Origin of the sequence: Streptomyces microflavus, assembly GCF_014650075.1 — a bacterium.
GTDB classification, from domain to species: domain Bacteria; phylum Actinomycetota; class Actinomycetes; order Streptomycetales; family Streptomycetaceae; genus Streptomyces; species Streptomyces microflavus.
Genome location: NZ_BMUG01000008.1, coordinates 90,263 through 115,649 on the forward strand (window position 1 = coordinate 90,263; position 25,387 = coordinate 115,649).

General features: G+C 70.4%; 24 protein-coding genes. 11 read left to right on the forward strand and 13 right to left on the reverse strand.

Translation table 11 applies throughout. The features are described from left to right. Positions 1 to 7: 7 nt before the first annotated feature. Both IE264_RS23245 and IE264_RS23250 read right to left on the reverse strand, forming a co-directional pair. Positions 8 to 1,738 (reverse strand): acyl-CoA dehydrogenase family protein, encoded by a 1,731-nt coding sequence (locus IE264_RS23245; protein WP_032755620.1) that lies wholly within the window; start codon positions 1,736 to 1,738, stop codon positions 8 to 10. A gap of 103 nt (positions 1,739 to 1,841) precedes the next feature. Beyond that, positions 1,842 to 2,414, reverse strand: coding sequence for a PadR family transcriptional regulator (locus IE264_RS23250; protein WP_032755617.1), 573 nt, complete (start codon positions 2,412 to 2,414; stop codon positions 1,842 to 1,844). A gap of 110 nt (positions 2,415 to 2,524) precedes the next feature. On the opposite strand from IE264_RS23250, the gene IE264_RS23255 reads away from it, so the two are divergent. Then, positions 2,525 to 3,409 carry a pentapeptide repeat-containing protein gene (locus IE264_RS23255; protein WP_229887700.1) on the forward strand — a complete coding sequence of 295 codons (885 nt, stop codon included), beginning with the start codon at positions 2,525 to 2,527 and terminating at the stop codon, positions 3,407 to 3,409. 25 nt (positions 3,410 to 3,434) lie between these two features. Here the strand turns inward: IE264_RS23255 and IE264_RS23260 are convergent, their stop codons facing one another. The 3 genes from IE264_RS23260 to IE264_RS23270 form a co-directional block, all read right to left on the reverse strand. After that, positions 3,435 to 4,709, reverse strand: a complete 1,275-nt coding sequence (locus tag IE264_RS23260) for a cation:proton antiporter (RefSeq protein ID WP_032755611.1) — start codon at positions 4,707 to 4,709, stop codon at positions 3,435 to 3,437. Positions 4,710 to 4,797: 88 nt separating this feature from the next. Next, positions 4,798 to 6,834, reverse strand: a complete 2,037-nt coding sequence (locus tag IE264_RS23265) for a CocE/NonD family hydrolase (RefSeq protein ID WP_032755609.1) — start codon at positions 6,832 to 6,834, stop codon at positions 4,798 to 4,800. A 56-nt stretch (positions 6,835 to 6,890) separates the two neighbouring features. Next, positions 6,891 to 8,207, reverse strand: coding sequence for an ATP-grasp domain-containing protein (locus IE264_RS23270; RefSeq protein ID WP_015607061.1), 1,317 nt, complete (start codon positions 8,205 to 8,207; stop codon positions 6,891 to 6,893). 214 nt (positions 8,208 to 8,421) lie between these two features. Between IE264_RS23270 and IE264_RS23275 the strand changes: the two genes are divergently transcribed. Continuing rightward, a complete protein-coding gene (locus tag IE264_RS23275; RefSeq protein ID WP_032755607.1) occupies positions 8,422 to 9,021 on the forward strand; it encodes a flavodoxin family protein in 600 nt (199 codons plus the stop codon). Positions 9,022 to 9,108: 87 nt separating this feature from the next. Here IE264_RS23275 and IE264_RS23280 read toward each other — a convergent pair whose 3' ends face one another. Both IE264_RS23280 and IE264_RS23285 read right to left on the reverse strand, forming a co-directional pair. Then, entirely contained in the window at positions 9,109 to 9,606 is a 498-nt protein-coding gene (locus IE264_RS23280) for an STAS domain-containing protein (RefSeq protein ID WP_032755604.1), read from the reverse strand. 145 nt (positions 9,607 to 9,751) lie between these two features. Continuing rightward, entirely contained in the window at positions 9,752 to 9,988 is a 237-nt protein-coding gene (locus IE264_RS23285; RefSeq protein WP_032755601.1) for a DUF5133 domain-containing protein, read from the reverse strand. Positions 9,989 to 10,425: 437 nt separating this feature from the next. Between IE264_RS23285 and IE264_RS23290 the strand changes: the two genes are divergently transcribed. From IE264_RS23290 to IE264_RS23300, 3 genes are all read left to right on the forward strand, one after another. After that, positions 10,426 to 10,752: a hypothetical protein gene (locus tag IE264_RS23290; protein ID WP_031121919.1), complete on the forward strand. Its 327-nt coding sequence runs from the start codon at positions 10,426 to 10,428 to the stop codon at positions 10,750 to 10,752. A 40-nt stretch (positions 10,753 to 10,792) separates the two neighbouring features. Further along, the gene (locus tag IE264_RS23295; protein WP_032755595.1) at positions 10,793 to 11,254 is read left to right on the forward strand and encodes a DUF5709 domain-containing protein; all 462 of its coding nucleotides are present in this window, start codon (positions 10,793 to 10,795) and stop codon (positions 11,252 to 11,254) included. Positions 11,255 to 11,322: 68 nt separating this feature from the next. Further along, on the forward strand, positions 11,323 to 11,994 hold the full coding sequence (locus tag IE264_RS23300) for an HAD family hydrolase (RefSeq protein ID WP_032755592.1): 672 nt from the start codon (positions 11,323 to 11,325) through the stop codon (positions 11,992 to 11,994). A 36-nt stretch (positions 11,995 to 12,030) separates the two neighbouring features. Here the strand turns inward: IE264_RS23300 and IE264_RS23305 are convergent, their stop codons facing one another. After that, positions 12,031 to 13,077: an NAD-dependent epimerase/dehydratase family protein gene (locus IE264_RS23305; RefSeq protein WP_032755589.1), complete on the reverse strand. Its 1,047-nt coding sequence runs from the start codon at positions 13,075 to 13,077 to the stop codon at positions 12,031 to 12,033. A gap of 41 nt (positions 13,078 to 13,118) precedes the next feature. Next, complete coding sequence (locus tag IE264_RS23310) at positions 13,119 to 14,309, reverse strand: zinc-dependent alcohol dehydrogenase (protein WP_032755587.1); 1,191 nt, start codon at positions 14,307 to 14,309, stop codon at positions 13,119 to 13,121. 148 nt (positions 14,310 to 14,457) lie between these two features. On the opposite strand from IE264_RS23310, the gene IE264_RS23315 reads away from it, so the two are divergent. Then, positions 14,458 to 14,994 (forward strand): cysteine hydrolase family protein, encoded by a 537-nt coding sequence (locus tag IE264_RS23315; protein ID WP_032755585.1) that lies wholly within the window; start codon positions 14,458 to 14,460, stop codon positions 14,992 to 14,994. A gap of 38 nt (positions 14,995 to 15,032) precedes the next feature. Here IE264_RS23315 and IE264_RS23320 read toward each other — a convergent pair whose 3' ends face one another. Continuing rightward, positions 15,033 to 15,854: a SigB/SigF/SigG family RNA polymerase sigma factor gene (locus tag IE264_RS23320; protein WP_032755584.1), complete on the reverse strand. Its 822-nt coding sequence runs from the start codon at positions 15,852 to 15,854 to the stop codon at positions 15,033 to 15,035. A 389-nt stretch (positions 15,855 to 16,243) separates the two neighbouring features. On the opposite strand from IE264_RS23320, the gene IE264_RS23325 reads away from it, so the two are divergent. Continuing rightward, positions 16,244 to 16,723, forward strand: a complete 480-nt coding sequence (locus IE264_RS23325; RefSeq protein ID WP_032755581.1) for an SRPBCC family protein — start codon at positions 16,244 to 16,246, stop codon at positions 16,721 to 16,723. A 160-nt stretch (positions 16,724 to 16,883) separates the two neighbouring features. On the opposite strand, the gene IE264_RS23330 is transcribed toward IE264_RS23325, so the two are convergent. Both IE264_RS23330 and IE264_RS23335 read right to left on the reverse strand, forming a co-directional pair. Continuing rightward, positions 16,884 to 18,047: a serine/threonine-protein kinase gene (locus tag IE264_RS23330; protein ID WP_051821764.1), complete on the reverse strand. Its 1,164-nt coding sequence runs from the start codon at positions 18,045 to 18,047 to the stop codon at positions 16,884 to 16,886. Continuing rightward, positions 18,044 to 19,849 carry a hypothetical protein gene (locus tag IE264_RS23335; protein WP_032755578.1) on the reverse strand — a complete coding sequence of 602 codons (1,806 nt, stop codon included), beginning with the start codon at positions 19,847 to 19,849 and terminating at the stop codon, positions 18,044 to 18,046. The genes IE264_RS23330 and IE264_RS23335 overlap by 4 nt, the downstream gene beginning before the upstream one ends. A gap of 131 nt (positions 19,850 to 19,980) precedes the next feature. Here IE264_RS23335 and IE264_RS23340 point away from each other — a divergent pair, with 131 nt between their 5' ends. The 4 genes from IE264_RS23340 to IE264_RS23355 all read left to right on the forward strand — a co-directional run bounded on the left by IE264_RS23340 (position 19,981) and on the right by IE264_RS23355 (position 24,224). Beyond that, entirely contained in the window at positions 19,981 to 21,864 is a 1,884-nt protein-coding gene (locus IE264_RS23340) for a P-loop ATPase, Sll1717 family (protein ID WP_229887702.1), read from the forward strand. Between the two features lie 118 nt (positions 21,865 to 21,982). Further along, a complete protein-coding gene (locus tag IE264_RS23345) occupies positions 21,983 to 22,984 on the forward strand; it encodes an ArsR/SmtB family transcription factor (RefSeq protein ID WP_032755572.1) in 1,002 nt (333 codons plus the stop codon). A gap of 92 nt (positions 22,985 to 23,076) precedes the next feature. Further along, positions 23,077 to 23,505, forward strand: coding sequence for a hypothetical protein (locus tag IE264_RS23350; protein ID WP_032755569.1), 429 nt, complete (start codon positions 23,077 to 23,079; stop codon positions 23,503 to 23,505). A 38-nt stretch (positions 23,506 to 23,543) separates the two neighbouring features. Beyond that, entirely contained in the window at positions 23,544 to 24,224 is a 681-nt protein-coding gene (locus IE264_RS23355; protein WP_032755566.1) for a hypothetical protein, read from the forward strand. An 80-nt stretch (positions 24,225 to 24,304) separates the two neighbouring features. Here IE264_RS23355 and IE264_RS23360 read toward each other — a convergent pair whose 3' ends face one another. Beyond that, positions 24,305 to 25,177, reverse strand: coding sequence for a SigB/SigF/SigG family RNA polymerase sigma factor (locus IE264_RS23360; protein WP_015607073.1), 873 nt, complete (start codon positions 25,175 to 25,177; stop codon positions 24,305 to 24,307). Positions 25,178 to 25,387 lie beyond the last annotated feature (210 nt).

The following is a 25,387-nucleotide window of genomic DNA, read 5'->3' on the forward strand; positions in this document are numbered from 1 at the left end:
CGTCAGCTCACTCGGCCATCTCGTACGCCCCCGACAGCTCCTCCACCCGCTCCCAGACCCGCGCCGAACGCTCCGCGTCGACCACGGGACGCCGGACCGCGCCGAGCGCCCACTCCTGCTGGGCCCCGGTGGCGGAGTCCTTGCCGTGCAGCTCGACGGCGTGCGCGGAGAAGTCGCGTACGAGAACGGCGAACAGCTCGTCCAGCAGCTCCTGGTCCAGTCCGGTCAGCCGGGCCTGCTCCAGGATCAGCTGGCCGTGGACGACGAGGGCGAAGAGCTGGCCGACGGCGAGGAGGAGGTCGAGGTCGCGGCTCTGCTCCTCGTCGGGGGCGGCGGTCTCGACGAAGGTGCACAGGGCGTCGGCCTGCTCGCGGAAGCGGGCGACGTTCGGCACCTCGGCGTAGGCGTCGAAGGCGGGGCGCCAGTCGTGGAAGCGTACGGCGCCGAGGCCGCGGGCCGGTCCCTGGCGGAACAGGAAGTCGTCGTCGGCCGCGTCCAGCCGGGACGGGACGGCCGGGTGGTCGACGGGGGCGAGCAGGTGGTTCCGCATGAACTTCAGGATCAGGGCGAGGTTGACGTGGACCGTGCCCTCCAGCTTCGGCAGGCCCCGGATCTCGATGGCGGCCTGGGCGAAGTAGTTGTCCTTCTCGAAGCCCTTGGCGGCGATGACGTCCCACATGAGGTCGATGACCTTTTCACCCTCCGTGGTCACCTTCATCTTCGTCATCGGGTTGAAAAGGAGGTAGCGGCGGTCGTCGGGCCCGGCGGAACGGAAGTAGTCGACGGCACGGTCGCTGAACAGCTTCATCCCCACCAGCCGGACGTACGCGTCGGTCAGCTCGCGGCGCACGTGCGGGAAGGCGGTGACGGGGCGGCCGTAGAGGATGCGGTTGCTCGCGTGGGTGACGGCCTCGTACATCGCGTGCTCGCAGATGCCGATCGAGGCGGTGCAGAGGTTGAACTTGCCGACGTTGACGGTGTTGAGGGCGGCGTCGAAGGCGGCGCGGCCCGTGTGGAGGATGTCGGCGGGCGCCACCGGGTAGTCGGTCAGGCGGAATTCGCTGACGTACTTGGAGGAGTCGACGACGTTCTTCACCAGGTGGTACGCCTCGTGGCGGCTGTCGGCGGCGAAGAAGACGTAACCGTCGGGGCCCTCGACGTCGGTGCGGCGGCCGAAGACGGAGACGAGACCGGCCGCGTTGCCGTTGCCGATGTAGTACTTGGAGCCGGAGGCCAGGAAGCCGCCCGCACCGTCGCTGTCCGGCGTCAGCAGCATGTCGGTGGAGTAGATGTCGGCGCCGTGGGTCTTCTCGGAGAGGCCGAAGGCGAACACCTCACCCTGGGAGAGGAGTTCGGCGGCCCGCGCGCGGGCGTCGGCGTTCTCGCTCTGCCAGACCGGGCCGAGGCCGAGGATGGTCACCTGCCAGGCGTACCAGTAGTCGAGGCCGTAGAACCCGAAGATCTCGTTGAGCGCGGCGATCCGGGCGGTGTCCCAGCGCTGGTCCTCGTTCCCAGCGGCGGAGGCCGGGGTGAGGAAGGTGGCGAAGAGGCCCTCCTTGGCGGAGAAGGCGAGGAAGTCGCCCAGCCAGGCGCGGGAGCGGTAGTCCTCGATCAGCCGGCGCTTGCCCCGCTCCTCGAACCAGTCGACGGTGGCGCGCAGCAGCCTGCGGGTCTCCGGGTCGAAGTGCTGGGGGTCGTAGGTGCGCGGGTTGAAGAGCAGGGACGCGGACTCAGCCATGGAGATCGCCTTCCGGGAGGGTTGAGGGTGCTTTCGGTGGTACGGAAGTGACGCGGTGGTACGGAGGTGGCGCGGCAGTACGGAGGTCGCGCCGGACCGTCGTTCAGACGGCCGGGCCCGGCGCCCGCCCGGTGAGCCGGTGGAGGGTGTCGAGTACGTCGTCGAGCCAGGCGATCGTCATGCGCTCGTACGCGATGCCGCCGCGCAGCACGACGTGCTGGAGCTCCTGGCCCGCGTCCGGGGGCGCGGGTGCCTCGGGCCCGGTGAAGTCGCGCGCCTCTCCGGCGAGGTAGTGGGCGAGGCGGTCCCGGTGGGCCTGGCGGTGGCGCTCGACCTCACGGATCAGGGCGGCCGGGTCGTCGAAGGCGGCGCCCCGGATCTTGACGGCGAGGTCGTGCCGCAGGCTCTCGGGCTCGATCGGCTTGTGCAGCCAGTCGGCGAGGGCACCACGGCCCGGGCCGGCGACGGAGTACTCCTTCTTGTCCGGCCGGCCCTGCTGCTCGACCTCGCGGACGACGAGCCGGCCGTCGGCTTCCATCCGGCCGAGGACGCGGTAGATCTGCTGGTGGCTGGCGGTCCAGAAGTAGCCGATGGACCGCTCGAACCGCCGGGCCAGCTCATAGCCGGAGCCGGGCTTCTCCAGCAGGGAGACGAGGATCGCGTGTTCGAGCGCCATACCGCGATCCTTCTATGCAACTCGTTGCATAGACAAGTCGCGGAGGCCCGGTGAGACACGGCTCACCCGGGCCGTCCCCCGTGGCCGGACCCCGCCGGCGCCGGAGGACAATGGACGGCGCACCACACCTCTGCCCGCCCGCCTGCCGTATCAGGAGAGCCACCGCCTTGTCCCAGCACCTTCCGCTCACCGGCCACCCCGACCTGCAGGCCGACTGCGGGAACTGTTTCGGCCTGTGCTGTGTGGCGCTGCCCTTCGCCCGCTCGGCGGACTTCGCCGCGGACAAGGCGGCGGGGACCCCGTGCTCCAACCTCCAGGAGGACTTCGGCTGCGGGATCCATGAGCGGCTGCGCGGGAGCGGCTACCAGGGCTGCACGGTGTTCGACTGCTTCGGGGCGGGCCAGAAGGTCTCCCAGGTCACCTTCGGGGGCCGCAGCTGGCGCGAGGAGCCGGGTTCCGCCCGCACGATGTACGAGGTCTTCCCGGTGGTGCGGCAGCTGCACGAGCTGCTGCGGTACACGGCCGAGGCCCTGGACCTGCCGGCGGCGAAGGCGGCCCACGGCGAGCTGCGCCGCGCCTACGACAGGCTCGACGCACTGACCCGGGGCAGCGCCGAGACCCTCCTCGCCGTCGACGTGCCGGCCCTCCGCGCGGAGGTGAACGCCCACCTCTTGCGCGCCGGTGAGCTCGCCCGCGCCGCCGTCCCCGGCAAGAAGAAGAACCACCGGGGCGCCGACCTCTTCGGCGCCCGGCTGCGCGGCGCGAAGCTGCGCGGGGCCACCCTGCGCGGCGCCTGCCTGATCGCCGCCGACCTCTCGGGCGCCGATCTGCGCGACACGGACCTGATCGGCGCGGACATGCGCGACGCGAACCTGTGCGGTGCCGATCTGACGGGTGCCCTCTTCCTCACCCAGCCGCAGCTCAACGCGGCCCGGGGCGATGCGGCGACCACGATCCCGGCCGGTCTGCGGAGGCCGGGGCACTGGGCATCCTGAGCTCCGCCCCGGCCGGCCGGTCGTGTCAGGAAGGCCCGGCCTTCGCAGAGTGCCGGTCGAGGTACCTGGTGACCGGCGTCGCCGCGACCCCGTGGACCACCACGGAGATCAGGACGGCGAAGACGACGACCGCCCACATCTCCCGCGCGTACGCCCCGAATTCGCCCTCCCCCAGGGCGTAGGCGAGGTAGAAGAGCGAGCCGATGCCCCGGATGCCGAAGAAGGCGGTGGCCGCGCGCTCGTTCGGGCGGCCGGGGCCGCGCAGTTGGGCGATCCAGCCGGTGGCCGGACGTATGAGGAGGTGCAGCAGTACGCCTATCGCCGCGCCCCGCCAGGTGAGCGAGGCCAGGCCGCCCGAGGCCACGAAGGCACCGACGGCGAAGAGGAGCAGGGCCATCAGCAGGCGTTCGACCTGCTCGACGAAGGCGTGCATCACCTTGTTGTAGCCGTGGCTCCGCTCCGACCGGCGCAGGGCGCACGCGGTGGCGAAGACGGCGAGGAATCCGTAGCCGTGCAGGGCCTCGGTGACCCCGTAGGACAGGAACATCGCGGCCAGCGCCACGAACCCCTCGCCCTGTTCGGCGAGCCGCAGCGACCTGGCCCTGGACCGGAAGAGCACCTGCCCCAGCAGCAGCCCGATGGCGACGCCCGCCGCCACGCCCACGCCGATCCGCACGAGCACGTCGCTCCAGGCCCAGTGCGTCAGCCAGCCCCCGGTCCAGCTCTCCCCGGCCGCCGCGAGAGCGACCGCCGCGAGGACGAAGGGGAAGGCGAGCCCGTCGTTGAGCCCGGCCTCGCTGGTCAGCGCGAAGCGGACCTCGTCCTCGTCCTCCTTCGCGTCGGACGGCTCCCCCACCCGCACCTCGGAGGCGAGGACGGGGTCCGTCGGCGCGAGGGCCGCGGCCACCAGGAGCGCGGCGGAGACCGGCCAGCCGAGCAGCCACCAGACGGCGAGCGCCGTCGCCCCGATCGTCAGGGGCATCGCCACCCCGAGCAGCCGCCAGGTGGCGGCCCAGGAGCGCAGGCCGAAGGGGCGGTTGATGGCGAGGCCCGCCCCCATCAGCGAGGTGATCACGCAGAGCTCGGTGAGGTGCTGCGCCCGGACGCGGTCGGCGACCGGGTCGACCTCGGGCAGCGGCAGGGGCGTCAGGTAGAGGAGCACCCCGGCGGCGAGGAAGACGATCGGTACGGAGACGGGCAGGCGGGAGAGCAGCCGGGGCAGGGCCGCGGCGAGGAAGGCTCCGATGCCGAGGCATCCGTACACCGCACCCACGGTGGTGATCGACACGTCCGGCCTCATCTTCTTCTGTCGTGTCCGGCCGGCCGCCTGCTGCGGACCGGCCGGGGTGGCAGCGGCTGCGGGGCCGCTGCCGGGAGTGGTCCCCGGGTCAGGCCAGGTCCCGGGGGACGGTCTCGTTCCAGGTGCGGGAGAAGACCCGGCGGCCGCCCTCGTAACCGTCCAGGGTCGCGTCGACGGTGAACTCCTCGGCGCTGGAGGTGAGTACGGTGCTGGTCTCGACCCGTACGTCCCAGCCGCCGGGCCTGGCGAAGGTCATGGTCCACGCCGAACGGCCGCTCAGGGAGGAGAAGTCGTCGGCCACGGAGGTGTACTTCTCACAGGCCCGCAGCCCCACCTCGATGCCGTTGTCCTCGTACCGCTGCAGCCCCCGGTCCTTCACGATGTCGAGGGCGGAGTGGTAGTCCACCAGGCTCCTGGAGACGTTCCAGGCCTGCTCGGGTTCGGTGAGCCGGGTGACAGGGGGCGGCCGGCAGCCCTCCGGCTCCCCGAACGACGCCTGGGGCATGCCGTCCGGTTCCTCGACGGGCCGCACCGGCAGGGTCAGGGCGGCGCCGTCCTCGTGGACGGTGAGCAGGGCCGGTTCCGGAGCCGGCCAGACCAGGGGCCAGTACGAGGTCGAGAGGGAGAGCCGGATGCGGTGGCCGGGCGGGAACGCCTGCGCGACCCCGTTCAGCGGGATGCGTGCGTGGCAGCGGCTGCCGGGTTCCAGCGGCTCGGGGTGCTCGTCGCTCTCCCGGTGCGTCAGGTTCAGTACGCCGTACGTGACCCGGGTGGCGCGGCCGTCCGGTGCCACGTCGGAGATCCTGGCGGTGATCTGGGCGACGGGGGCGGAGGCCGACACCTCCAGGTCGACGGAGGGCGAGCCGAGGATCTCCACCCGCTCGGCGAGCGGCTCGGTCTCGAAGACCAGGGAGCCGCCGTCCTCCTCGCGCTGGTCGTAGGGCAGGTCGGGCGGTGCGTTGTAGGACGCCCACTTGCCCGCGAACTGGCCGACGGAGAGCGGCGACCGGACCGTACGCGTACGGCCTCGCGGGAGGGGCTCCTCGTCGTCCGCCGTCACGATGGTGGCGCCCCGCAGCGGATGCACCACCTCCTTGATCTGCGGCGAGGGCCAGGAGGGTTCGGCGACCCAGCGGCCGGGGCGCTCCTCGTACGAGGTGGAGGGCGGGACGCTCTCCTGCATCCAGGTGCGGAGCATCGGGCCGTCCATGACGCCGTTGTCGATGCCCTTGAGCCAGTGGTCCCACCACTTGACGACCTCCTGGAGGTAGCCGATGGCCGGTCCGGGTTCGCCGAGGTGCGGCAGCTTGTGGGACCAGGGGCCGATCAGCCCCTTGCGGGGGACGTCGACGTTGGCCAGAAGCCGGGTGACGGCGTTGGAGTAGCCGTCCGCCCAGCCGCTGGAGGCCAGGACGGGGCACTGCAGCTGCGCGTAGTCCTCGTTGAGGGAGGCGTGCTGCCAGTAGGCGTCGCGGTGCGGGTGGCGGAGCCATTCGAGGACCCAGGGGCGGGCGGCCTCCAGCCGCTCCTGCCACATGTCGCGCCACCGCTCCCCCACCACCTCGGGGTCGGGCGGGCAGGTGGCGTACGCGAACATGGTGCCGGCCTCGGCGAGGTTGTCGGAGAGCATGGCACCGCCGAGGTAGTGCATGTCGTCCGCGTACCGGTTGTCGGTGAACGAGGCGATGACGATGGCCTTCAGGCTCGGCGGCCTGCGCGCCGCCGTCTGGAGCGCGGCGAAGGCGCCCCAGGAGATGCCCATCATGCCGGTGTTCCCGTCGCACCAGGGCTGCGCGGCGACCCAGGCCAGCACCTCTTCGGCGTCGCGCTGCTCCTGCTCCAGGTACTCGTCCAGGAGGACGCCCTCCGACTCCCCGGTGCCGCGCAGGTCCACGCGTACACAGGCGTAGCCGTGGCCCGCGATGTACGGGTGGTGGATGGCGTCCCGGGTGGAGGTGAGGTCGTTCTTGCGGTACGGGATGTACTCCACGACCGCGGGGACCGGCTCCCCGTCGGAGGACACGGGCCGCCAGATCCTGGCCGACAGGCGCACCCCGTCCGCCATGGTGATGGTGACGTGGTTCTCTTCCTCGGTCGCGTACGGGAGTTGCTCGACGAATCGCATACGGGTGGCAGGGTCCTTCCTGACGTCGGGTCCGGTGGGGGCGGGTACCCGGGACGTCACGAAGAATTCCGGCCGCGCCCGCCCGGTTCCGTCTCGTCGAAGCTCAGGCCGAGGGCGGCGACGCAGGCGTCGAACTTGCGGCGCAGATCGTCCTCGTCGTCACCGCCGGTGAAGATGTGGGCGACCTCGTAGCTGTAGCTGTCCTGGCCCTTGACCGAGGAGAGCCGCTGGCCCTCGGAGGGGACCATGTCGATGTGGACGCCCGGGATGTCCCGCTCGATGGCGGCGATCTCCTCGGCGGTGGGCACCTGGTGGACGCGGCCCTCGCCGAACCAGCGGTAGTACCACTTGGCGGCCACCTTGTAGTCGCCGCCGCCCGCCGGCAAGGCCGGGTCGCCGCCGAGGGCGAGCCGGAACATGCGGTGGTGGTTGGGCACGCCGTCGACGAAGTCGAACATCTCCGCGTGCGACTGGGAGTGCCGGGGGTTGATCTCCAGCAGGCTGATGCCGGCGGTCTTCGGGTCGTAGAAGTACTCGATGCTGAAGGTGGCCGCTTCCATGCCGATCTGCCGCATGGTGCGTTCGCTGACCTCGTGCAGTTGCTGGATCACCGGGGCCGGGAGGGTGCTCGGGTACTGGTGGCGCAGGAAGGAGGAGGAGTCGGGGTAGTTGATCGAGTCGAGGACGCCGTAGACGGTGACCTCACCGTTGTGCACGTATCCCTCGACTGCCACCTGAATTCCGGTCATGGCCTCTTCGGCGAGACAGACCTGGCCTCCCACACCCGCCATCTCCGGCGGGAGTTCCAGCAGATCGAGAATGGCCTCGAAGGGCTTTCCGACCCGGGCTATGCCCCCGCGTATCTCCGCCACCGCCGTACGGAATTCGTCCATGTCCGAGACGCCGAATGCCAGCTCGGAGGAGTAGGCCAGGGCGGGCTTGACCCACATGGGGAAGCTCATCCCCTCGGGCGGCTGCGGATCGTCGCTGTCCAGATCCACCATGCCGAAGCGGGGATGTTCGTCGATGACCTTCCGCTGTTCCAGCCGGCTCCAGTACTTGTGCTCGCACTTGACGACGGATTCGAGGCTGGTGCTGGTCGTCCCGTACTCCTTGCTCAGGAGGGGGACGAGGGTGCTCACCGGGAAGTCCCAGTATCCGACGATCGCGTCGATGCTGCCCTCGTGCGCGTCGAGCACGGCGCGGGCGCGGGTCAGCAGTTCGTCGACGGTGGTGGCGTCCTCCTGCAGCTCCTTGACGCTGAGGAGCGGGTGGAGACGGTGGCCGTCGGCGTCCGGAACGGCTTCGAGGGTGCGGCGGTTGGCCTCGTCCATTCCGATGATGAAGATGTTCTTGCGCTGGTCCCGGGACACAGGGATTCCTCTCGTCGGCAGCAGGGTTCTGCGCCGTCTACCCCTGTGCGGGGGTTCAAACGGGAACGGCCGGCGCCCGGGAGCGCCGGGCCACTTCCGTTCGGGGCATTGTGCGCCTCCGGTGCGTACGGCGGGGATTCACGGGGCACCAGTGTCGCCGTGCCCACCGACCGGCACCCTCCCCCGCCCGCCAGCTCGAAGGAGACACCCCGTCATGCGCGCACTCGCCCTCGTCTGTACGTTGAACGCCTCGCCCGCCCGCTCCAGCAGCCACCACCTCGCCGAACAGGTCATGGCCGAGTTCGCACGCCACGACGTGCGGGGCGAGGTCGTCCGGGTCGCCGACCACGACGTCCGCCCCGGGATCGGCGTGGACATGGGCGACGGCGACGCCTGGCCGGCGATCCGGGAGAAGGTCCTGGCCGCCGACATCCTCCTGATCGCCACGCCCATCTGGCTCGGCCACCCCTCCAGCGTCTGTCAGCGCGTCCTGGAGCGGCTGAACGCCGAATCGTCCGAGACCGACGACGAGGGCCGCCCCCACACCTACGGCAAGGTCGCGGCCGTGGCCGTCGTGGGCAACGAGGACGGGGCGCACAAGGTGAGCGCCGACGTCTTCCAGGGGCTCGACGACGTCGGCTTCTCCCTGGCGCCCGGGGCGGTCACCTACTGGGTCGGCGAAGCCATGCAGGGCACCGACTACCAGGACCTGGACGAGACGCCCGAGGCCGTCGCCTCGACCACCAGGGCCCTCGCCGCCAACGCCGTACACCTGGCCCGGCTGCTCGCCGACGCCCCCTACCCGGCGTCCTGATCCGGGGGGGGGCGGCCGGAGCGGGCGTACCCATGGTGCCGAAGCCACCGGCGGCGGGGTCCACGGCGACACCGCCGCGTCGTGCCGTCATCGCTTCCGGAGGATCCGGGGGAAGCGGGGCAGGGACGTGTCGGCGTACGGTCCGACCGCGCGGGCCGGGCGCGGGGCCGGGTCCGACGGCGCGATCCGCCGCTCCAGCCGCTCCCGCAGTCTCCTCCCGCGGGGCGCGTCGGCGCCCGGCCGGCACCTTCGGCTGCGGAGCTCGGCGCCCTGGAGGCTGAAGGCCACACTCAGGACCCGGTTGAGCGCGGCGGCGCTCAGGACCTCGCGCGTCGCCTCGTGCCTGGCCACCACCGCGATCGACACGGCACGCTGCTCGGCCTCCGAGCGCACCCGCAGCAACACGCCCAGGGCCTGCGGGGTGAGCCAGGGGGTAAGGACGTCCACGATGACCGTGGCCGGACCGCAGCAGGGCAGCAGGGCAAGAAGCTCCTGCTCGATCGCCGGACCGTTGTCGAGGTCGACGACCTCGCACAACTCGACGACCAGGTGGGACTCGTCGAGACGGTAGCTCAGCAAGGACATCGTGTACTCCGGGAAAGCAGGACGATGGGCAGGCCGCTTCCTGACGCCGATCTGCGCCTGCCCGCCTGTCCCGGCTTCGACACCCGTCGACGCGCGGTTCTTCGTCCTCCGGTCCGCTGCGCCACTACCGCCGCTGTCCGCCCCTTCAGGCAGGCACCGAGGTGGAGACCGGGGTGTTCCGTCTCGCGGCCGGGCGTCGCAGCTGCTCGCGCGCCGCGACGAGCGCCGCGGCGATCTCACGGGTCCCGGTGGAGACGCAGAGCGTGTAGCTCACGTCCTCCAGCCCGCGGGCCACCCCGTCGCCGCCTTCGCCCTGCTGTGCCCGGAGCTCTTCGTAGCGGCGCAGAAGTTCCTCGAGTACCGCGGGGTGTGCCATCAGCATCGCGCTCTGCCTTTCTCTCACTACCAAGGGCACCCGCGGGGGGGCCGAACGGGTGCGGAAAGCGTTCCTGGGACAAACAGCGAACACACGACAGCACGCCATCGGCGGCGCACCGCGCATGCCCGGGGTAATGCCGAATACAGAGGAATACAAAGGGAGAGGCAGGGGATGATCCGGTGACAGCGCGGCTCGTCCGGAGGAACACGGACGGATGAGAGCCGGCCGATTCCTGACCTCTGCCCTTTAACTGTGCCCAGCCGCGTGCCATTCATGCAAGCGTGAGATCCGTGTCCGTCACTCCAGTGGCCGCGGAACCGGGGGACGGGCGTGCCTCCTCCCCTCCCGCGTTGTTTATTGGGGCTCGTACGGGAAACGCGGGTGGGCGTCCCTCGGGGAATCGAGCCCCCCGGGGAATCGAGACGGACAAGGAGCACCTCATGCCTGCTGGATCCAGCGCGAAGCGTGAACGCCAGTACGAGCACATCAAGGAGAGCCAGGAGGAGCGGGGGACCTCCGAGAAGCGTGCCAAGGAGATCGCCGCGCGGACGGTGAACAAGGAACGGGCCCGGTCCGGCGAATCCAGGACGGCGAGCAGGACGTCGACGAAGGACAAGAAGTCCGCGTACGAGCGCGGTGGCGAACGTTCCCACAAGGGTGCGCAGGGTCCGACGAAGGACCAGCTCTACGAGGAGGCGAAGAAGAAGAACATCGACGGGCGCTCCTCGATGAACAAGGCGGAGCTGCGGAAGGCGCTCGGACGCTGACCTTCCGTGCAGCCGACGAGCCCTACGCAGAGGAGGACGTATGAGCGACGAAGCACGCGGCGACGATGTGTACCAGCCGCAGAACGACGACGGCCAGGACCCGCCCAACGACGAGCTCGACCTCGAGAACACGCTCGGCGAACGTGATCTGGACGATCAGATGGAGGAGGGCTACTCCCCTCCCGAACGTCCTCTGGGGGTGGACAAGTTCGGCACCACGGGCGAGGAGGAGCGGGAGGGCGAATCCCTCGACCGGCGGCTCGCCCAGGAGGTCGCGGACGTCCAGCCGCCCGACGGTGACGGGATCGGCGATGTCGCGGAGGGCGAGGGTGAGCCGCAGGAGCGGATCGACGGCGACGCGCGGGCCGGGCGGCTCACCGCGGCGGACGACGCGACCGGCCGGAACACCGACGTCTTCGCCGAGGACGGCGGGGCCGCGTCGGCCGAGGAAGCGGCCGTGCATGTGGCCGACGAGGAGGACGGCGGAGGCCGGGAAGCCTGACCGTCCGGACCACACGCAACCCCGTAGCCGTACGCACGGGTACACGGCAGCGAAGGAATCAGGGGCACATGGCAGCAGGCGCGGCGATCTTCGACGTGGACGGCACGCTCACCGACACCAATCATCTGCATGTGGTGACGTGGTGGGAGGCGTTCCGGCAGGCCGGGCACACCGTGCCGATGCCGGACATCCACCGGGCGGTGGGCCTCGGCTCCGGCGATCTGATCGAGCGGCTGCTCGGTCCCGGCCGTGACCGTGACCAGGACTCCGCCATCAGCTCCGCGCACAAGGCGCTCTACGGGACGTACTTCGACCGGCTCCCGGCCTTCGAGGGCGCGGGCGATCTGTTGCGGACCTTGGCCGGGCGTGACTGGCGGGTCGTCCTCGCCACCTCGGCGAGCGGACCGGAGCTGGCGGCCCTGCGGCGGGCGGTGGATGCGGACGAGGCCATCCGGGATACGGCGAGCTCGGACGACGTCGACGAGGGCAAGCCCGCCCCGGAACCCGTACAACTGGCCCTGGAGCTGGCCGGTGTGGGTGCCGGACAGGCGGTGTTCGTCGGGGACACGGTGTGGGACATGGAGGCGGCGACCCGGGCCGGGGTGCGGGCGGTGGCGCTGCTGTCGGGCGGCATTCCGCGGGCCGACCTGGAGGCGGCGGGGGCGGACGCGGTCTTCCGGGACGTCGCGGAGCTGCTCGCCCGTCTGGACGACAGCCCCTTCCGGTCACCGGCGGCCTGAGAGGCGCGACGAGGGCCGGCACCGCCCCGCCCCGCCTCAGCCGACCTTCCGGCCGGCCAGTGGCGCGGTGTCCTCGCCCCGGCCCTCCCGCACTCCGCGCAGAAAGGCGTTCAGCGCCTGATCCGCCGTACGGGTCGGCTGCCAGCCCAGCACCTCGTGCGCCCTGGTGGAGTCCAGTACGGGCAGCCGCAGCACGGCGTCGAACAGGTGCGGGGAGGCCGGTACGGCGTGGGCCCGCCAGGCGCCCGCGAGCGCCGTCCGCACCAGGGCCCGGGGGATCCGTACGACGCGGGCGTCGAGCAGGTCCGCCAGCTTGCGGGCGTCGACCACCGGGTCCGCCGCCAGGTTGAAGGGGCCGCGTACGTCGTTGAGGACGGCCAGCCGGTACGCCTCGGCGGCGTCGTCGGTGTGGAGCACCTGGAACCGCAGCCCTTCCAGGTCGGGCACGAAGGGCAGCAGGTCCGGGCGGAGGAGGCTGCCCGGGACGTGGCGGCCGGCGAAGATGCGCCGCTGCTCGGGTGCGGCCGTCTCCTGGAAGAGGAAGCCGGGCCGCATCCGGACCACCCGGATCTGCGGGTGCCGCAGCTCGAAGGTGTCGAGGACGCGTTCCAGGTAGGCCTTCTCCCGGCAGTAGGCCGCGTCCGGCCAGCCGTGGGTCGGCCACTCCTCGTTCACGCCGGGCTCGTCCTTGGGGCCGGGTGAGTAGGCGCCGACGGACGAGGCGTGCACCAGCGCGGGAACCTCGCTCCGCTCCACGGCGCGGAAGACCCGCTGGGAGCCGAGCACGTTGCTCCGCCAGGTGATGACCGGGTCGTGGGTGGGCTGGAAACGCCACGCCAGGTGGACGACGGCATCCGCGCCGCGCAGCAGACCGGTCAGCCGCTCCTCGCTGTCGTCGCGCGAGAGGTCGACGGTGTCCCATTCCACCCCCGCGATCTCCAGGGAGGGCCGCCTGCGCGCCAGGCCCAGGACCGAGCCGATGCCGGGGTCCCCGGCCAGCGCGCGGACCACGCTCGTCCCGACGTTGCCGGTGGCGCCGGTGACCACGACCCGCTTGCCGTCGGGCCGTCCGGTGGTGTCCATGAGTGCTTCCTTCCGTCAGGGGATGCCGCCGGAGGACACCGTCAGGGGACGAGCAGGGTCTTGATCATGCCGTCGGCCTTCTTCTGGAACGTCTCGTACGCCCGCGGCCCCTCTTCCAGCGGCAGATGGTGCGTGGCGAAGGAGTCCACTCCCAGCGGATCGCCGTCGACCAGCAGCGGCAGCAGGTCGTCGACCCAGCGCTTGACGTTGGCCTGGCCCATGCGGAGCTGGATCTGCTTGTCGAACATCGTGAGCAGCGGCATCGGGTCGGCGGAGCCTCCGTAGACGCCGGAGATGGAGATCGTGCCGCCCCGGCGCACCAGGTCGATGGCGGTGTGGAGAGCGGTGAGCCGGTCGATTCCCGCCGTCTCCATCAGGCGCCGGCCCACCTTGTCGGGCAGCAGCCCGACCGCGGCGTGCGCGGCCTTGGCGACGGGTGCGCCATGGGCCTCCATACCGACCGCGTCGATCACCGCATCCGTGCCGCGCCCGTCGGTGAGGTCCCGGACGGCGTCGCCGAGATCCTTGCCCTTGTCGTACCGGCGCAGGTCGAGGCAGGTGGCACCGTACGCGCTGACCCGGTCGAGGCGTTCGGGGACGAGGTCCACGCCGATGACGAGACCGGCTCCCCGGTGGATCGCGATGCGTGCGGCCATCGCCCCGATGGGGCCGAGGCCGAGGACGGTGACGCTGCCGCCGGGCGGGATGTCCGCGTACTCCACGGCCTGCCAGGCGGTCGGCAGGACGTCCGACAGATAGACGAACCGGTCGTCCGACGGTCCGTGCGGGACCTTGATGGGGAGATCGTTCCCGAACGGTACCCGCAGGTACTCGGCCTGGCCGCCGGGCACCTGCCCGTAGAGCTTGGTGTAGCCGAACAGGGAGGCGCCCGAACCGCGCTCGCGCACCTGGGTGGTCTCGCACTGGGAGTGCAGCCCCTGACCGCACATGTAGCAGTGGCCGCAGGACACGTTGAAGGGAATGACCACCCGGTCCCCCGGGGCGACGGCGTGCACCTCGGGGCCCACCTCCTCCACGATGCCCATCGGTTCGTGGCCGAGGATGTCGCCCGGATCGAGGTAGGGGCCCAGCACCTCGTAGAGATGCAGATCGGAGCCGCAGATCCCGGTGGAGGTGATCTTGACGATGATGTCCGTCGGGTCCTGGATCTTCGGGTCCGGAACGGTCTCCACCCGGACGTCCCGCTTTCCCTGGTAGGTCAATGCGCGCACGGTGCCACTCCTTGTTCGTTTCTCTCGCGTCGCTCGCGTCGGATTTCTCCGCTGTTCCCCCGGGGTTGTGGACGTGTGCCGAGTTCCCACGGGGCTCCTGGTGAAACACCCGTATGTGGCACCGCGGGCGTGGTGCGAGGATGGCGTCATGGGAAAGAGCGCCCTCATCGTCATCGACATGATCAATTCCTATGACCACCCTGACGCCGAGCTTCTCGTTCCGTCCGTCCGCACGGCTCTTCCGCCGCTCACCCGGCTGATCGACCGTGCTCGTGGCGAAGGCGTTCCGGTCGTCTACGCGAACGATAATTTCGGCGAATGGCGATCGCACCACGGAGAGATCATCGAGACGGCTCTTGCCGGGAGAAATGCCGGGCTGGTCGAGCCCGTCCTGCCGGACGACGATTCGCTTTTCGTCGTCAAGGCACGCCACTCCATCTTCTACGAGACGCCCCTCAGCTATCTGCTCTCCCAGCTGGGCGTGGACCATGTGGTGCTCTGCGGCCAGGTGACGGAGCAGTGCGTGCTGTATTCGGCGCTCGACGCGCATATCCGGCAGCTGCGCGTCACCGTGCCCGAGGACGCGGTGGCCCATATCCACAAGGATCTCGCCGAGGCCGCGCTGCGCATGATGGAGCGGAACATGGGCGCCACGATCCGAACGGCCGGGACCGTCACGTTCTGACGTGCCGCCGGGCGGCCGTGCGGGTGACGGCCGGTCCGTCACATCGGCTGGGCGGCCCGGAGGGTGCGCTGCCCCGCGGGGTGTTCGCGGACGTTCTCTCGGGCGTGCTCCCGGATACGGCGGCAGGCCGCGGTGATCAGCCGGGACACATGCATCTGCGAGAGACCCAGTTCGGCTGCGATGGCGCTCTGGGTCATCCCGGCGAAGAAGCGCAGGTAGAGCACCCGCTTCTCGCGCTCGGCGAGGCTGCGGATCCCGGGTTTCGCCGCCTCGCGGTCGAGCACCAGGTCGTACGCCTCGTCCACGGCCCCCAGGCTCTCGCCGAGGAGCAGCTCACCGCCGTCCGGCGCGACGGCCTCGGCGTCGATGGAGAGAGCGCTGAAGCCGTGCAGCGCCTCGCTCCCCTGCCGGACGTCCTCCTCACTCAGCCCGGTGTGCTCGACGATCCGGGTGAGCGAGGGCAAGGTGCCCGATGCGGCCAGTTCCGCGCGGGCGAGGCGGACGACGTTGCGGAGGTTCTGGATCCGGCGGGGGACATGCACCGACCACATGCGGTCCCGGAAGTGCCGCTTGATCTCCCCCGTGATGGTGGGCACGGCGAAAGGGGCGAAGGCGCGGCCGAACGCCGGATCGTAGCGGTCGACGGCGTTGACGAGACCGACCGCCGCGACCTGCCGCAGGTCCTCCAGCGTTTCACCGCGGTTGCGGTACCGGGCAGCCAGCCGGTGGGCCATGGGCAGCCAGGCACAGATGATCTCGCCGCGCAGCCGCTCCTTCGTGGGCCCGCCGGGCAGCTCCACGAGACGTCGGAAGTCCGCTGCCGTGTCGGGGTCGTCGGCGTACCGGCTTTCCTCGGGCATGGGGGCGGCTCAACTCCTCGCCGTACAAGATCGCTGTCGCCGGGAGAGGGTGCGCCGGAGTGAGCCGTACGTCGTTGAGTACGGCCCCCACGGCATCCGTTGCCGGGGCGTGACGCGCCTCCGAGGCACCCCTGTGGCCCTGCCACGCCGGGGCGGCCACGAAAACCGGCGGCCGGTGCGTTCACCCGAACGGCCGACCGCCGGCCGCCCACCGGCCGCGCCCCTGCCCCGTGCCCCTGCGCTGTGTGCCTTCGGCGGCGGTGTGCTCGCCGAACGGCACGATCGCCCGCCCCGGGGAAGACTTGCACGCGGGAACGGGGGAGCGACGGGGACGGCGGGAACGGGCCGTCGCCCGTGCGAAGTGTCCGCTGTGCAAAGCGAGGAGGGTCATGGCCGTACGTCATCACCTCATCGACCGGCCACCGGCCGCCGTCTGGTCGGTCCTGGAGGATCCGGCCCTGTACGGGGAGTGGGTGGTCGGCACCTCGGACTCCCGTCCGGAGGAGGGCGACTGGCCCGGGACCGGCTCGTCGATCGCGTACCACGTGCATGTGGGGCCCAAGCGGTTCACCGGGCGCACGGTCGTCCGGCACGTCGACCGGCCCCGGACGCTGGAGCTGGAGGCGGAGGGCGGCCCCTGGGGCACGGCCCGGATCGCCTTCGACATCCGGCCGTGGGGCGAACGGACCCTCGTGATCGTCGACGAGCACCCGCTGCGCGGCCTGGGCGGCACGCTCCACAACCCCCTGCTGGACGCCTTCCTCCAGCTCCGCCACCGCACCATGCTGCCGCGCCTGGCCCGGCTGGTCGAACGCGTGACGGCGGCGGACCCGGACGGCGGCGCACGTGCGGACGCGCCGACGGGCTGATCCCGGGCGTCCGCCGTTGGGGCGTACTCGAGGTCGAAGGACGATGCCATGGTCGACGTAGTTCCACGGCTTTCCGGTGCCGACCGGGGCACCGGCTCCCCTCACCGCGGCCCTGGTACGACGGATACCCGCAGGCGGGTCGAGCAGGCCTGAAACCCGGTCAGGAGGGGGCAGCGATCCAACGGGCCATGTGATCGTACGCGTCGAGGACTCGGGAATGGTAGGGACCGTAGAACTCCGCGCAGTCCGTGCCCACTGCCTCGTAGAGGTCTGCCGCACCTCGGGGGTCCCCCGCGTCTCCGGTCAGCTCGGCCAGCCTGAATCGGGCGTCCACCACGGCGGGGTGGTCTCCGGGGTGGACGGACAACAACTCCCGGACCCGTTGTTCCTGCGCGTGGACCCGCTCCAGGGGATCGGTGGTGGCGGCGGGCGTGGCGGAAGGCGTCGCCACTTCGGAGCCGACGGCCGGGCGTTCCGGGCGGTGCTCGACGGACCGGCGGATCGTCCTGGCCACGGCCCGGGCATGCTGCGGGCGCTGCCCGGGTTCCTTCGCCAGCAGGCTCATCACCAGATCACCGAGGACGGCGGGCACACCTCGCCGGACCCGGCCCAGGTCCACCGGCTGCTGTCTCAGGTGCATGGTGATGATCGCCACGGAATCACCGTTGCGGCTGGTGAAGGGCGGGTTGCCGGCCAGCATCTCGTACATGACGCAGCCGAGGGAGTAGAGGTCGCTCAAATGGGTTCCCGGTTCGCCGTTGCAGCGCTCGGGGGCGATGTACCGCCAGGTGGCACCGGCGCCATGGGTCTCCGTCACGTCGAGGAGACGGGCCAGGCCGAAATCCACGATCCTCGCGTTACCGTTCTCGTTGATCACGATGTTCGCCGGCTTGATGTCGCGGTGGACCACATCGACGTCATGGGCGTCCGCGAGTCCCTCGCAGATCTGGACGGACCATCGTGTGACCTGCGGGAGGGTCAGAACGTTGCCCGGCCCCACATAGTGGTCCAGAGACTGGCCGTCGATCCACTCCATCACGAAGTAGACCTGATCACCTTCCTGCCCCCGGTCATGGATCGCGGCCACGTAGGGGCTGCGGATCCGGGCCATGGACTGCCACTCCTTCTCGTACCGCGCATGCATCTGCTCGGTGAGCGCGTCCCTGCGGCGGCTGTTGCGCATCCGGTCCAGGGCGAGCAGCTTCACCGCCACGGAGCGGTTCAGCTTGTTGTCGTGGGCGAGCCAGACATCGGCCATTCCGCCGCTGCCGAGCTTGCGGTCGAGCTTGTAGCGGCCACCGGCCAGCACCCGGGGGTTGATCATGCGCGGCTCTCTCCCTGTTCCAGGGGCGACCATGTCTCCAGCGCCGCCGCCGACGCCAGGCCACGACGCCATTCAGCGCTCAGGCCAAGAGCCTGGTTCACCGCGTCGTTCAGCTGCCGCACGCTCTCCGCCTGCCGCCGGACGCCGTCCTCACGGAGGCTGTGCCTGCGCACGGGCACGCGTATCAGCCCCCACAGCGCTCCGCAGGCCAGGGCGACGGCGAGGACAAGGAAGAGCCCGAAGCCGGCCCCGTCCAGGAAGGGCAGCAGAAGGACGGAGTCGAGTACGGCGAGAGCACCGCAGCCCAGGGTGAGGACCCAGCTCGGGGCGACGGCATCGACATGCGAGCGGATCCGGTTCTCCTGATAGGCACGGAGCTCCTCGCTCACCTGAACGGTGTCAAGGGGCCCCGTCCCCTGTGTGGGCACCTCGCATGACCACCCGTCGACCGTGAGGACCATGGAGGCGGGCATGAGCGTACGCGACCGGAGGGCCATCGCGGCGGTCGCCTCCCGGACGCTCTCCCAGACACAGCTCAGCGCCAGCCGCCGCCCCGGCGGACCCAGCGAGAGTTGCTCCGGCGCGAACACGGCGCGTTCCAGGAGGGTCACGAAGTCGAGAGTCTCCTCTCCGCGGCTCAGGTCACCCACGAAGGCGGCAGCTTCGAGGCTCCCTTCGTGGTCGAGCAGCTCATGCAGCTGCGCCATGCGGCGCTGCAACCGGGCCTCGTCCGGCTCCTGCTGGTCGATGAGGTGGTCGAGGGCTCGGTCCGTGTACTGGCCCTTGCGGCCGTACACCGGCCGTTCCACCGGGAACTCCTCCATCAGGTAGCGGACGGCGCCGCTGGCGGCCGTCGCCGACTTCCAGCTCTCCTCGATGACGTCCCAGCCCTCACCGCTCAGCTCTCGCAGAGCGGCGAATCCGTTGGTCGGCCCGGTCGCGGAGAATTCGCGCAGCCAGGGCTGCCAGCGCTTCAGTTGCGCGCGCGAGGAACCAGGTCCCGGCCGGAGGGCGGCGGGGTCCTCACGGAACCACCGGGCCATGGTCTCGGACGCGTAGGTCAGGGCTTCATGGCCCAGCTCCGCGTTGGCGATCGCGTCCAGCAGGACCGTGAACTCCGGTCCGAGCTCGTCGCGGTGGAGCGACCCCAGATAGCGGTCCATCCACCACGCGGCCTCACCGAGCCGACCCATTCTGGACCAGGTAAGAGCGAAGAACAGTTTGGATTTTGCCTGATCGCGTGAGAACGCGTACGACGTGGCACGGGAGACCTGACGGTCGTCGCCCCGATACCGGGCCGCGACGGCCATGGCGGCCGGTGCCAGCCAGTATGTCGGCTCCGACAGCCAGCGTTCCCCGACACAGGCGTCGATGGTGGCCGTGTCCATGGACCCGTCCTTCACCGCATGCGCTGTCAGCTCGTGGACCAGGCCCCGGGCCAGATTGCGGGTCCGCTGCCGGTCCGCGTAGTCCGCCTTCCAGATCACCGTCAACTGGGTCAGTTCCGCGCGGGCGTTGGCCACGATCTGGTGCCTGCCGTAGCGCTCCAGGAAGTCGGTGAAGGCGTCGTGTGTGCTGGTCACCGTCCGGGCCATGGCGGCGACCTCCTTCCGCACGTCTGACAACACGGCCTTTTGGTCGCCCAGCTCACCCCGCAAGTGGGCCAGCACCGCGTCACGGCCGGGTGACTCCGCGATCATGCGGCGCAGAACGTCCGAGCCCTGCTCCTGCGCCTTGCGGAGGCCTCCCATCCCTTCTTGCAGTTGCTCCAACACCCGTACATAGTCCTGCTGTTCATTCATGAGCCCCCGCCGAGATTCCTCGCCACACATAAGAACCCGGCTCATTATCCGGACAGCGATGCTCCTCCGGAACTACTCTGGCGGAACTGAGCCATCACCACGGGGGAAGCGTGCTGGAAGACCACAGTGCCGTGAGCCAACTCTCCTTCGGCAGGGATGACGCGGAGAGCGATATCACCGTCGGGCTGCTGAGCTCCGCAGTGTTCCAGGAGACTTACGCCTACCGAGAAGCGCTTTCCGGCCGGAAGTCGTTGATCATCGGCCGGAAAGGGGCGGGCAAGAGCGCGATCTGCCAGCAGCTCGGCAGCGCCGGTGGCCACCCGGGCCCCACAGCCATGATCACGCCCGACGACGCCACCAGCAACGAGATCCGCCGGTTCGAACTCGTCGGCGTCACCGACGACACGGCCAAGTCCCTCATCTGGCGATACCTCTTCGCCGTACAGGCCGCCCATGATGTGGTCACGCACGCCCGTACTTCACACGGTCGGCGTACACCGGGGTCGGTACGCGCGCTGCGGAAGTTCCTGGAGATGAACGGCGAAGCCGCCGACGAGCGGCTGTACGACCGACTGCGCCGCGGCGTACAAGGGCTGCAATCGGCAAGTCTCTCCCTCAAGGCGTTCGGAGTGGAAGCAGCGGTCGACGTGGCCGGCACGCCGGAGGGGGCTCGCGCCGACCGACAGCTCGGCGTCCTCGAACGGGGCGTCGCCCTCGCCTTGGAGGAGCTGGGCTGCGCCACGGAGCACGCGCCCCTGCTCTTCCTCGTGGACAAGGTGGACCAGGGCTGGACCATCGACCCGGACAGCCACTCCCTCGTCACCGGCCTGCTGCTGGCCGCGAAGCACGTCACCGGCCAATACGGTGGTGCGGTGCGCTGCGTGCTCTTCGTGCGTGCGGACATCTACGACTCGCTGCGTTTCAGCGACGCCGACAAGTTCCGCAGCGACGAACTGCGCATATCCTGGACACAGGAAGGGCTTGAGGGCATGGCACTCGCCCGCGCCAGAGCCTCTCTGAAGGTGAACCTCACCCCCGAGCAGCTCTGGGGGCAGCTCTTCCCCGCCGAGGTCTCCGGCGAGCCGATAACCGCCTACGTGTTCCGACGGTCACTCCCGCGCCCCCGCGATGCGATTCAGTTCCTGAACCTGTGCCGTGACGCGGCCCACGAGCGGGGCAACGATCCCATCGCCGAAGGCGATGTCATCGCGGCCACCGATAAGTTCTCCGCCTGGAAACTCGATGACCTCGCAACGGAGTACCGAGTCAACCATCCCTACCTTGAATCCCTGTATCCGATGTTTGAGAACACCGGATACATCGTCATGCGCCAAGCTCTGGAGACCCGCTTCCACGCACGCGCCGAGCAGCTGCGCCAGGAATTCCCCGACTACGCCGACAACCTCACTCCGACAGGGCTGATATCCGTCCTCTACGGCATCGGATTCCTGGGGGTCAAACGCGGCAACAACGTGGTGTACGCGGGCGGGCCAAAGGCTCCGCCGCAGCCCGGCGAGGACGAATTCCACGTCCATCCCTGCTTCCGGCCCGCACTGGGCAGCCAGGGCCCCGTCGAGCTCACCGCGTACAGTCCCACCCGCGTCGGGAACCACACCCGGGCGGCCACCGGGTCGATAGCCTCCGATGTCGGCCTTGGAGTCAGCCGCGACGTGCAGCTGCTGAACCAAGTCATCCAGTCCTGCGAGCGCTTGCTGCGCCGACTGCCCCGTGCCGCTCTGCCAGAATCCATCGGGGTCGAAGTCCACTCCCAGGTCAGCCATGTTCTGGGTGACGCGCGCGCCGTCCTGGAGGAACTGCGTGCCGGCTCCGCCGTGGACGTCTCCCGCCATGCCCTGGCCGCCTCGGGCTATTTCGACCGCATTGCCGTCCAGCTCTCGGACCACGGCTTCCAGCCGGAGCCCATCACCCGGGGCTTCGCAGACGAAGCCCGGCTCCTGGTCCGGGCAGTCGGGGGCGCCGTAGGAGGTGGCAGTGGCTCCTCCTCCTCCCACTAGAGGGTGTCTGACAATGCCTCGTAGATCAGCGGGCGGGGCCGGATTTCGGCGGGCCGGCTGGGGCATGCTGGAGCAGGCGCGCTGACGCGCCGTACCACTGGGGCAGGGGGGCCGACCGGTGCTGCGCATCCACTTCACGGCACAGGACCTCGCGCGGACGCGCGTGGCGACGACGATCGGTGCGGCGGCCGAGACGTACTACAGCCTGGAACTGCTGCGCGAGGGACGGGACGCCGCGCGCTTCGGCGCCTGGCGGGCGGCGGTCGCGCCCCGGATGGGGGCGGAGACCCGCCCGTTGACGTCCTTGCTCCCCGCCCGCGGGCCGGGTCTCGACCTGCTGGCCCTGACGGGCGATGTGCCGTCCCTGGACCACGCAGTGGACAACCTGTTGCACACGCCGGTGTCCCGGCTGCGCCGTGAGTTCGAGGGGGTCGACTTCTCTCCCGGGCAGCGGCCGTGGGCCGGGCGGCTGGCCGAGGGGGACCGTGACGCGCTGCGGGAGTTCGCCGGGGCCGTACGCGCCTGCCACCGGCTGGCCGTGGAGCCGTACTGGAACAAGGGGCGGTCGGAACTGGTCGCGCTCGCCTCCCGCTACGCGAACCTGGTCCTGGAGGGCGGGGTCGACCTGCTGCTGCGCTCGCTCTGCGCACCGCTGGTCCGCTGGCGGCCGCCGGTGCTGGAGGCCGCGTACCCACGCCCGGTGGAGGTGCGCCTCCAGGGCAGAGGGCTGATCATCGCGCCCACGGTCTTCTCGCCCCGCGCGGTGAGTCTTCTGTGGGACCCGCTCGACATCTCCCAGCCGCCCCGGCTGACCGTGCCCGCCCTCCGTGAACCGCTGACCGGTGCCGGGCCGGACGGCTCCCCCGGCCGGAACCGGAACCTGGAGTCGCTGCTCGGCCGCACGCGGGCCGCCGCGCTGCATGTGACGGCGGACGGCTGTACGACGACGGAGCTGGCCCGCCGGCTCGATGTCTCCGCCGCGGCCGCCAGTCAGCACGCGACGGTGCTGCGGAACGCGGAACTCATCACCACCAGCCGCCGGGGCGGTTCGGTGCTGCACCTCATCACCCCGCTGGGGCTCGCCCTGCTGAGGACCAACGGCACGGTGCCGGAGGCGTGAAGCCCGGCTTTAAGCCATGGCTTAACAGCTGGGCCGTACGTGCCCGGGCCCGCAGGATGTGAAGCCGCAACCGGCCCACACCTGGAGATCGCATGCGTACGCACCTCGCCGCCGCCCTCGGTACCGTCGCCCTGGCGGCGGGCACTCTGCTGGCCCCGGCCGCCGACGCCCGTGCCGCCGCCACCCCGGTCACCGACTTCCGTGTCGCCGTCGGGAACACCTGGACGACCGGGACCGTGACCTGGCACAACCGGTCGGTCACCGTGACGGGGACGCACAAGTCGGTGAGCACGGCCGGGCCCGCGTACTGCCGGCTCACCTGGGGGTACACGTACAACGCCGCCGACACCGTGAAGCTCGGCTCGAACGGCTCCGCCTCCGCGGCCACGGCGTGCGGGACGTCCAAGAACTTCACCTTCAGCGTTCCCGCGGATGTTCCGGGCGGGGCCGGGCTCGTACGTATCTGCCTCGACGACGGCAACTACAAGGACCTGCTCTGCCACCCCTACCGGCGCCCCTGAACCCCGCAACCCGTCACCTGAACCCGAGAGGTACCTCAATGTCGCATCGTCTCCCGGCCCTGGCCGCCGTGGGCGCGATCATGCTGCTCGGCGGTTGTTCGGACGGCGGCGAGGAGAACCCGGCGGGCACCGGACTCCCGGGCGCAACGCCGTCGGTCACCGTGTCCGCCCCGACGTACACACGGTTCGAGGACTTCCCCGGCGACGAACTCCTCCACACCGGCATGGGTGAGCCGTTGGGGGTCCGGGTGAAGCCCGTCGACACGATGTGGGCACCTGAGCTGGCCGGCGAATCGGCCGCCGCCGGGCAGCACTACCTCGCGGTGTACGTCGCGGCAACGGGGGAACTGCCCGATCGCGGGGTGCAGAGCGCCAGGATCACCGGCCTGACACTGCGTTTCCAGCCGGCTTCGGGCACCTGCGCGAAGGGCCCCTACATGAAGGAGGGGGAGATCGACTGCACGGTCGAGGCGTTCCCCCGCAGCCAGCTCGCCCAGGTCGCCGACGGCGAGTGGCGGAACTTCGCCTGGACCGACATGAGCGTCATGGGGTCTCCGCTCCGGCGCGGCGAGACGCAGATCGGCGTGTTCGGATTCAGCGTGCCCGACACCGTGGACCCCACCGGATTCGAGCTGTGCGCACCGACCAAGCGGAACCCCATCGACAGCAGCGGATTCCCCTGCGTACCGGTGAAGCTCCCTGAGGAGCCCCGGAGCTGACACACCGGGTACCGAGCCGGCCGGCACCAGTCGGCCGGCTCGGTTCGCGCGGCTCGGTCGAGCGGCTCAGTTCGAGCGGCTCAGTTCGGGGTGAGCATGCCTTCCCTCAGCGTGGTGAGGAGGCGGGAGAGCAGCCGGGAGACATGCATCTGGGAGATCCCGAGGTGCTCGCCGATCTGGGCCTGGGTCATCTCCTGGCCGAAGCGCATCCGGACGATTTCCCGGTCACGGTCCTCCAGGGTCTCCAGCAGCGGGGCCAGGGTATGGAGGTTCTCGACCAGTTCCATACCGGGGTCGCAGTCGCCGGTGATGTCGGCGTAACTGGTGCCGCTGTCGGAGCCGCCCTGCTCGGTTCCGCCGAGCGGGAGGTCGATGGAGCCCGCGGTGTAGCCGTTGGAGGCGATGAGGCCCTCGATGACCTCTTCCTCGGTGATGTCCAGGTGCTTGGCGAACTCCGCGACGCCGGGGTCGCGGCCCAGGGTCGAGGTGAGCTCCTCCTTGGCCTTGGCCAGGGTGACCCGCAGCTCCTGAAGGCGCCGGGGGACGTGGACGGACCAGGTGGAGTCGCGGAAGAAGCGCTTGATCTCACCGACGATGTAGGGAATCGCGAAGGAGGTGAACTCGACCTCGCGCGACAGCTCGAAGCGGTCGATCGCCTTGATCAGGCCGATGGTGCCGACCTGGATGATGTCCTCCATCTGGCCGTCGCCGCGGTTGCGGAACCGCTTCGCCGCGAACTGCACCAGCGACAGGTTCATCTCGATGAGGGTGTTGCGCGCGTACTGGTACTCGTGGGTGCCCTCTTCGAGGACCTGCAACTGCGCGAAGAAGAGCGCGCCCATCGCGCGGGCGTCCTTCGGGGCGACCTTCTGCGGATCGTCGATCTGCGGGAGCGCCACGGGTGCGACGGCTCTGCTCGGAGCCTCGGTCGTGGCCTCCATGGATATCGACATTGCGAACCTTCCCCTGCCCCAGACTCTGCCGCGGAGTTCCGCCTGCACAAGGCTGCGTCTACCCGGGGTTCGGCGGGGCACGCCTCGGCGGGCTTCGCGTTCCATTTCGCGAACTCCACCTCGTACAGAGCGCCTCGTGCGGAGCGATGGGTGCCGACGCGGTTGGCGGGTAGCCGGAGCACGACGGCGGCGTACACATCCGGATGAGGA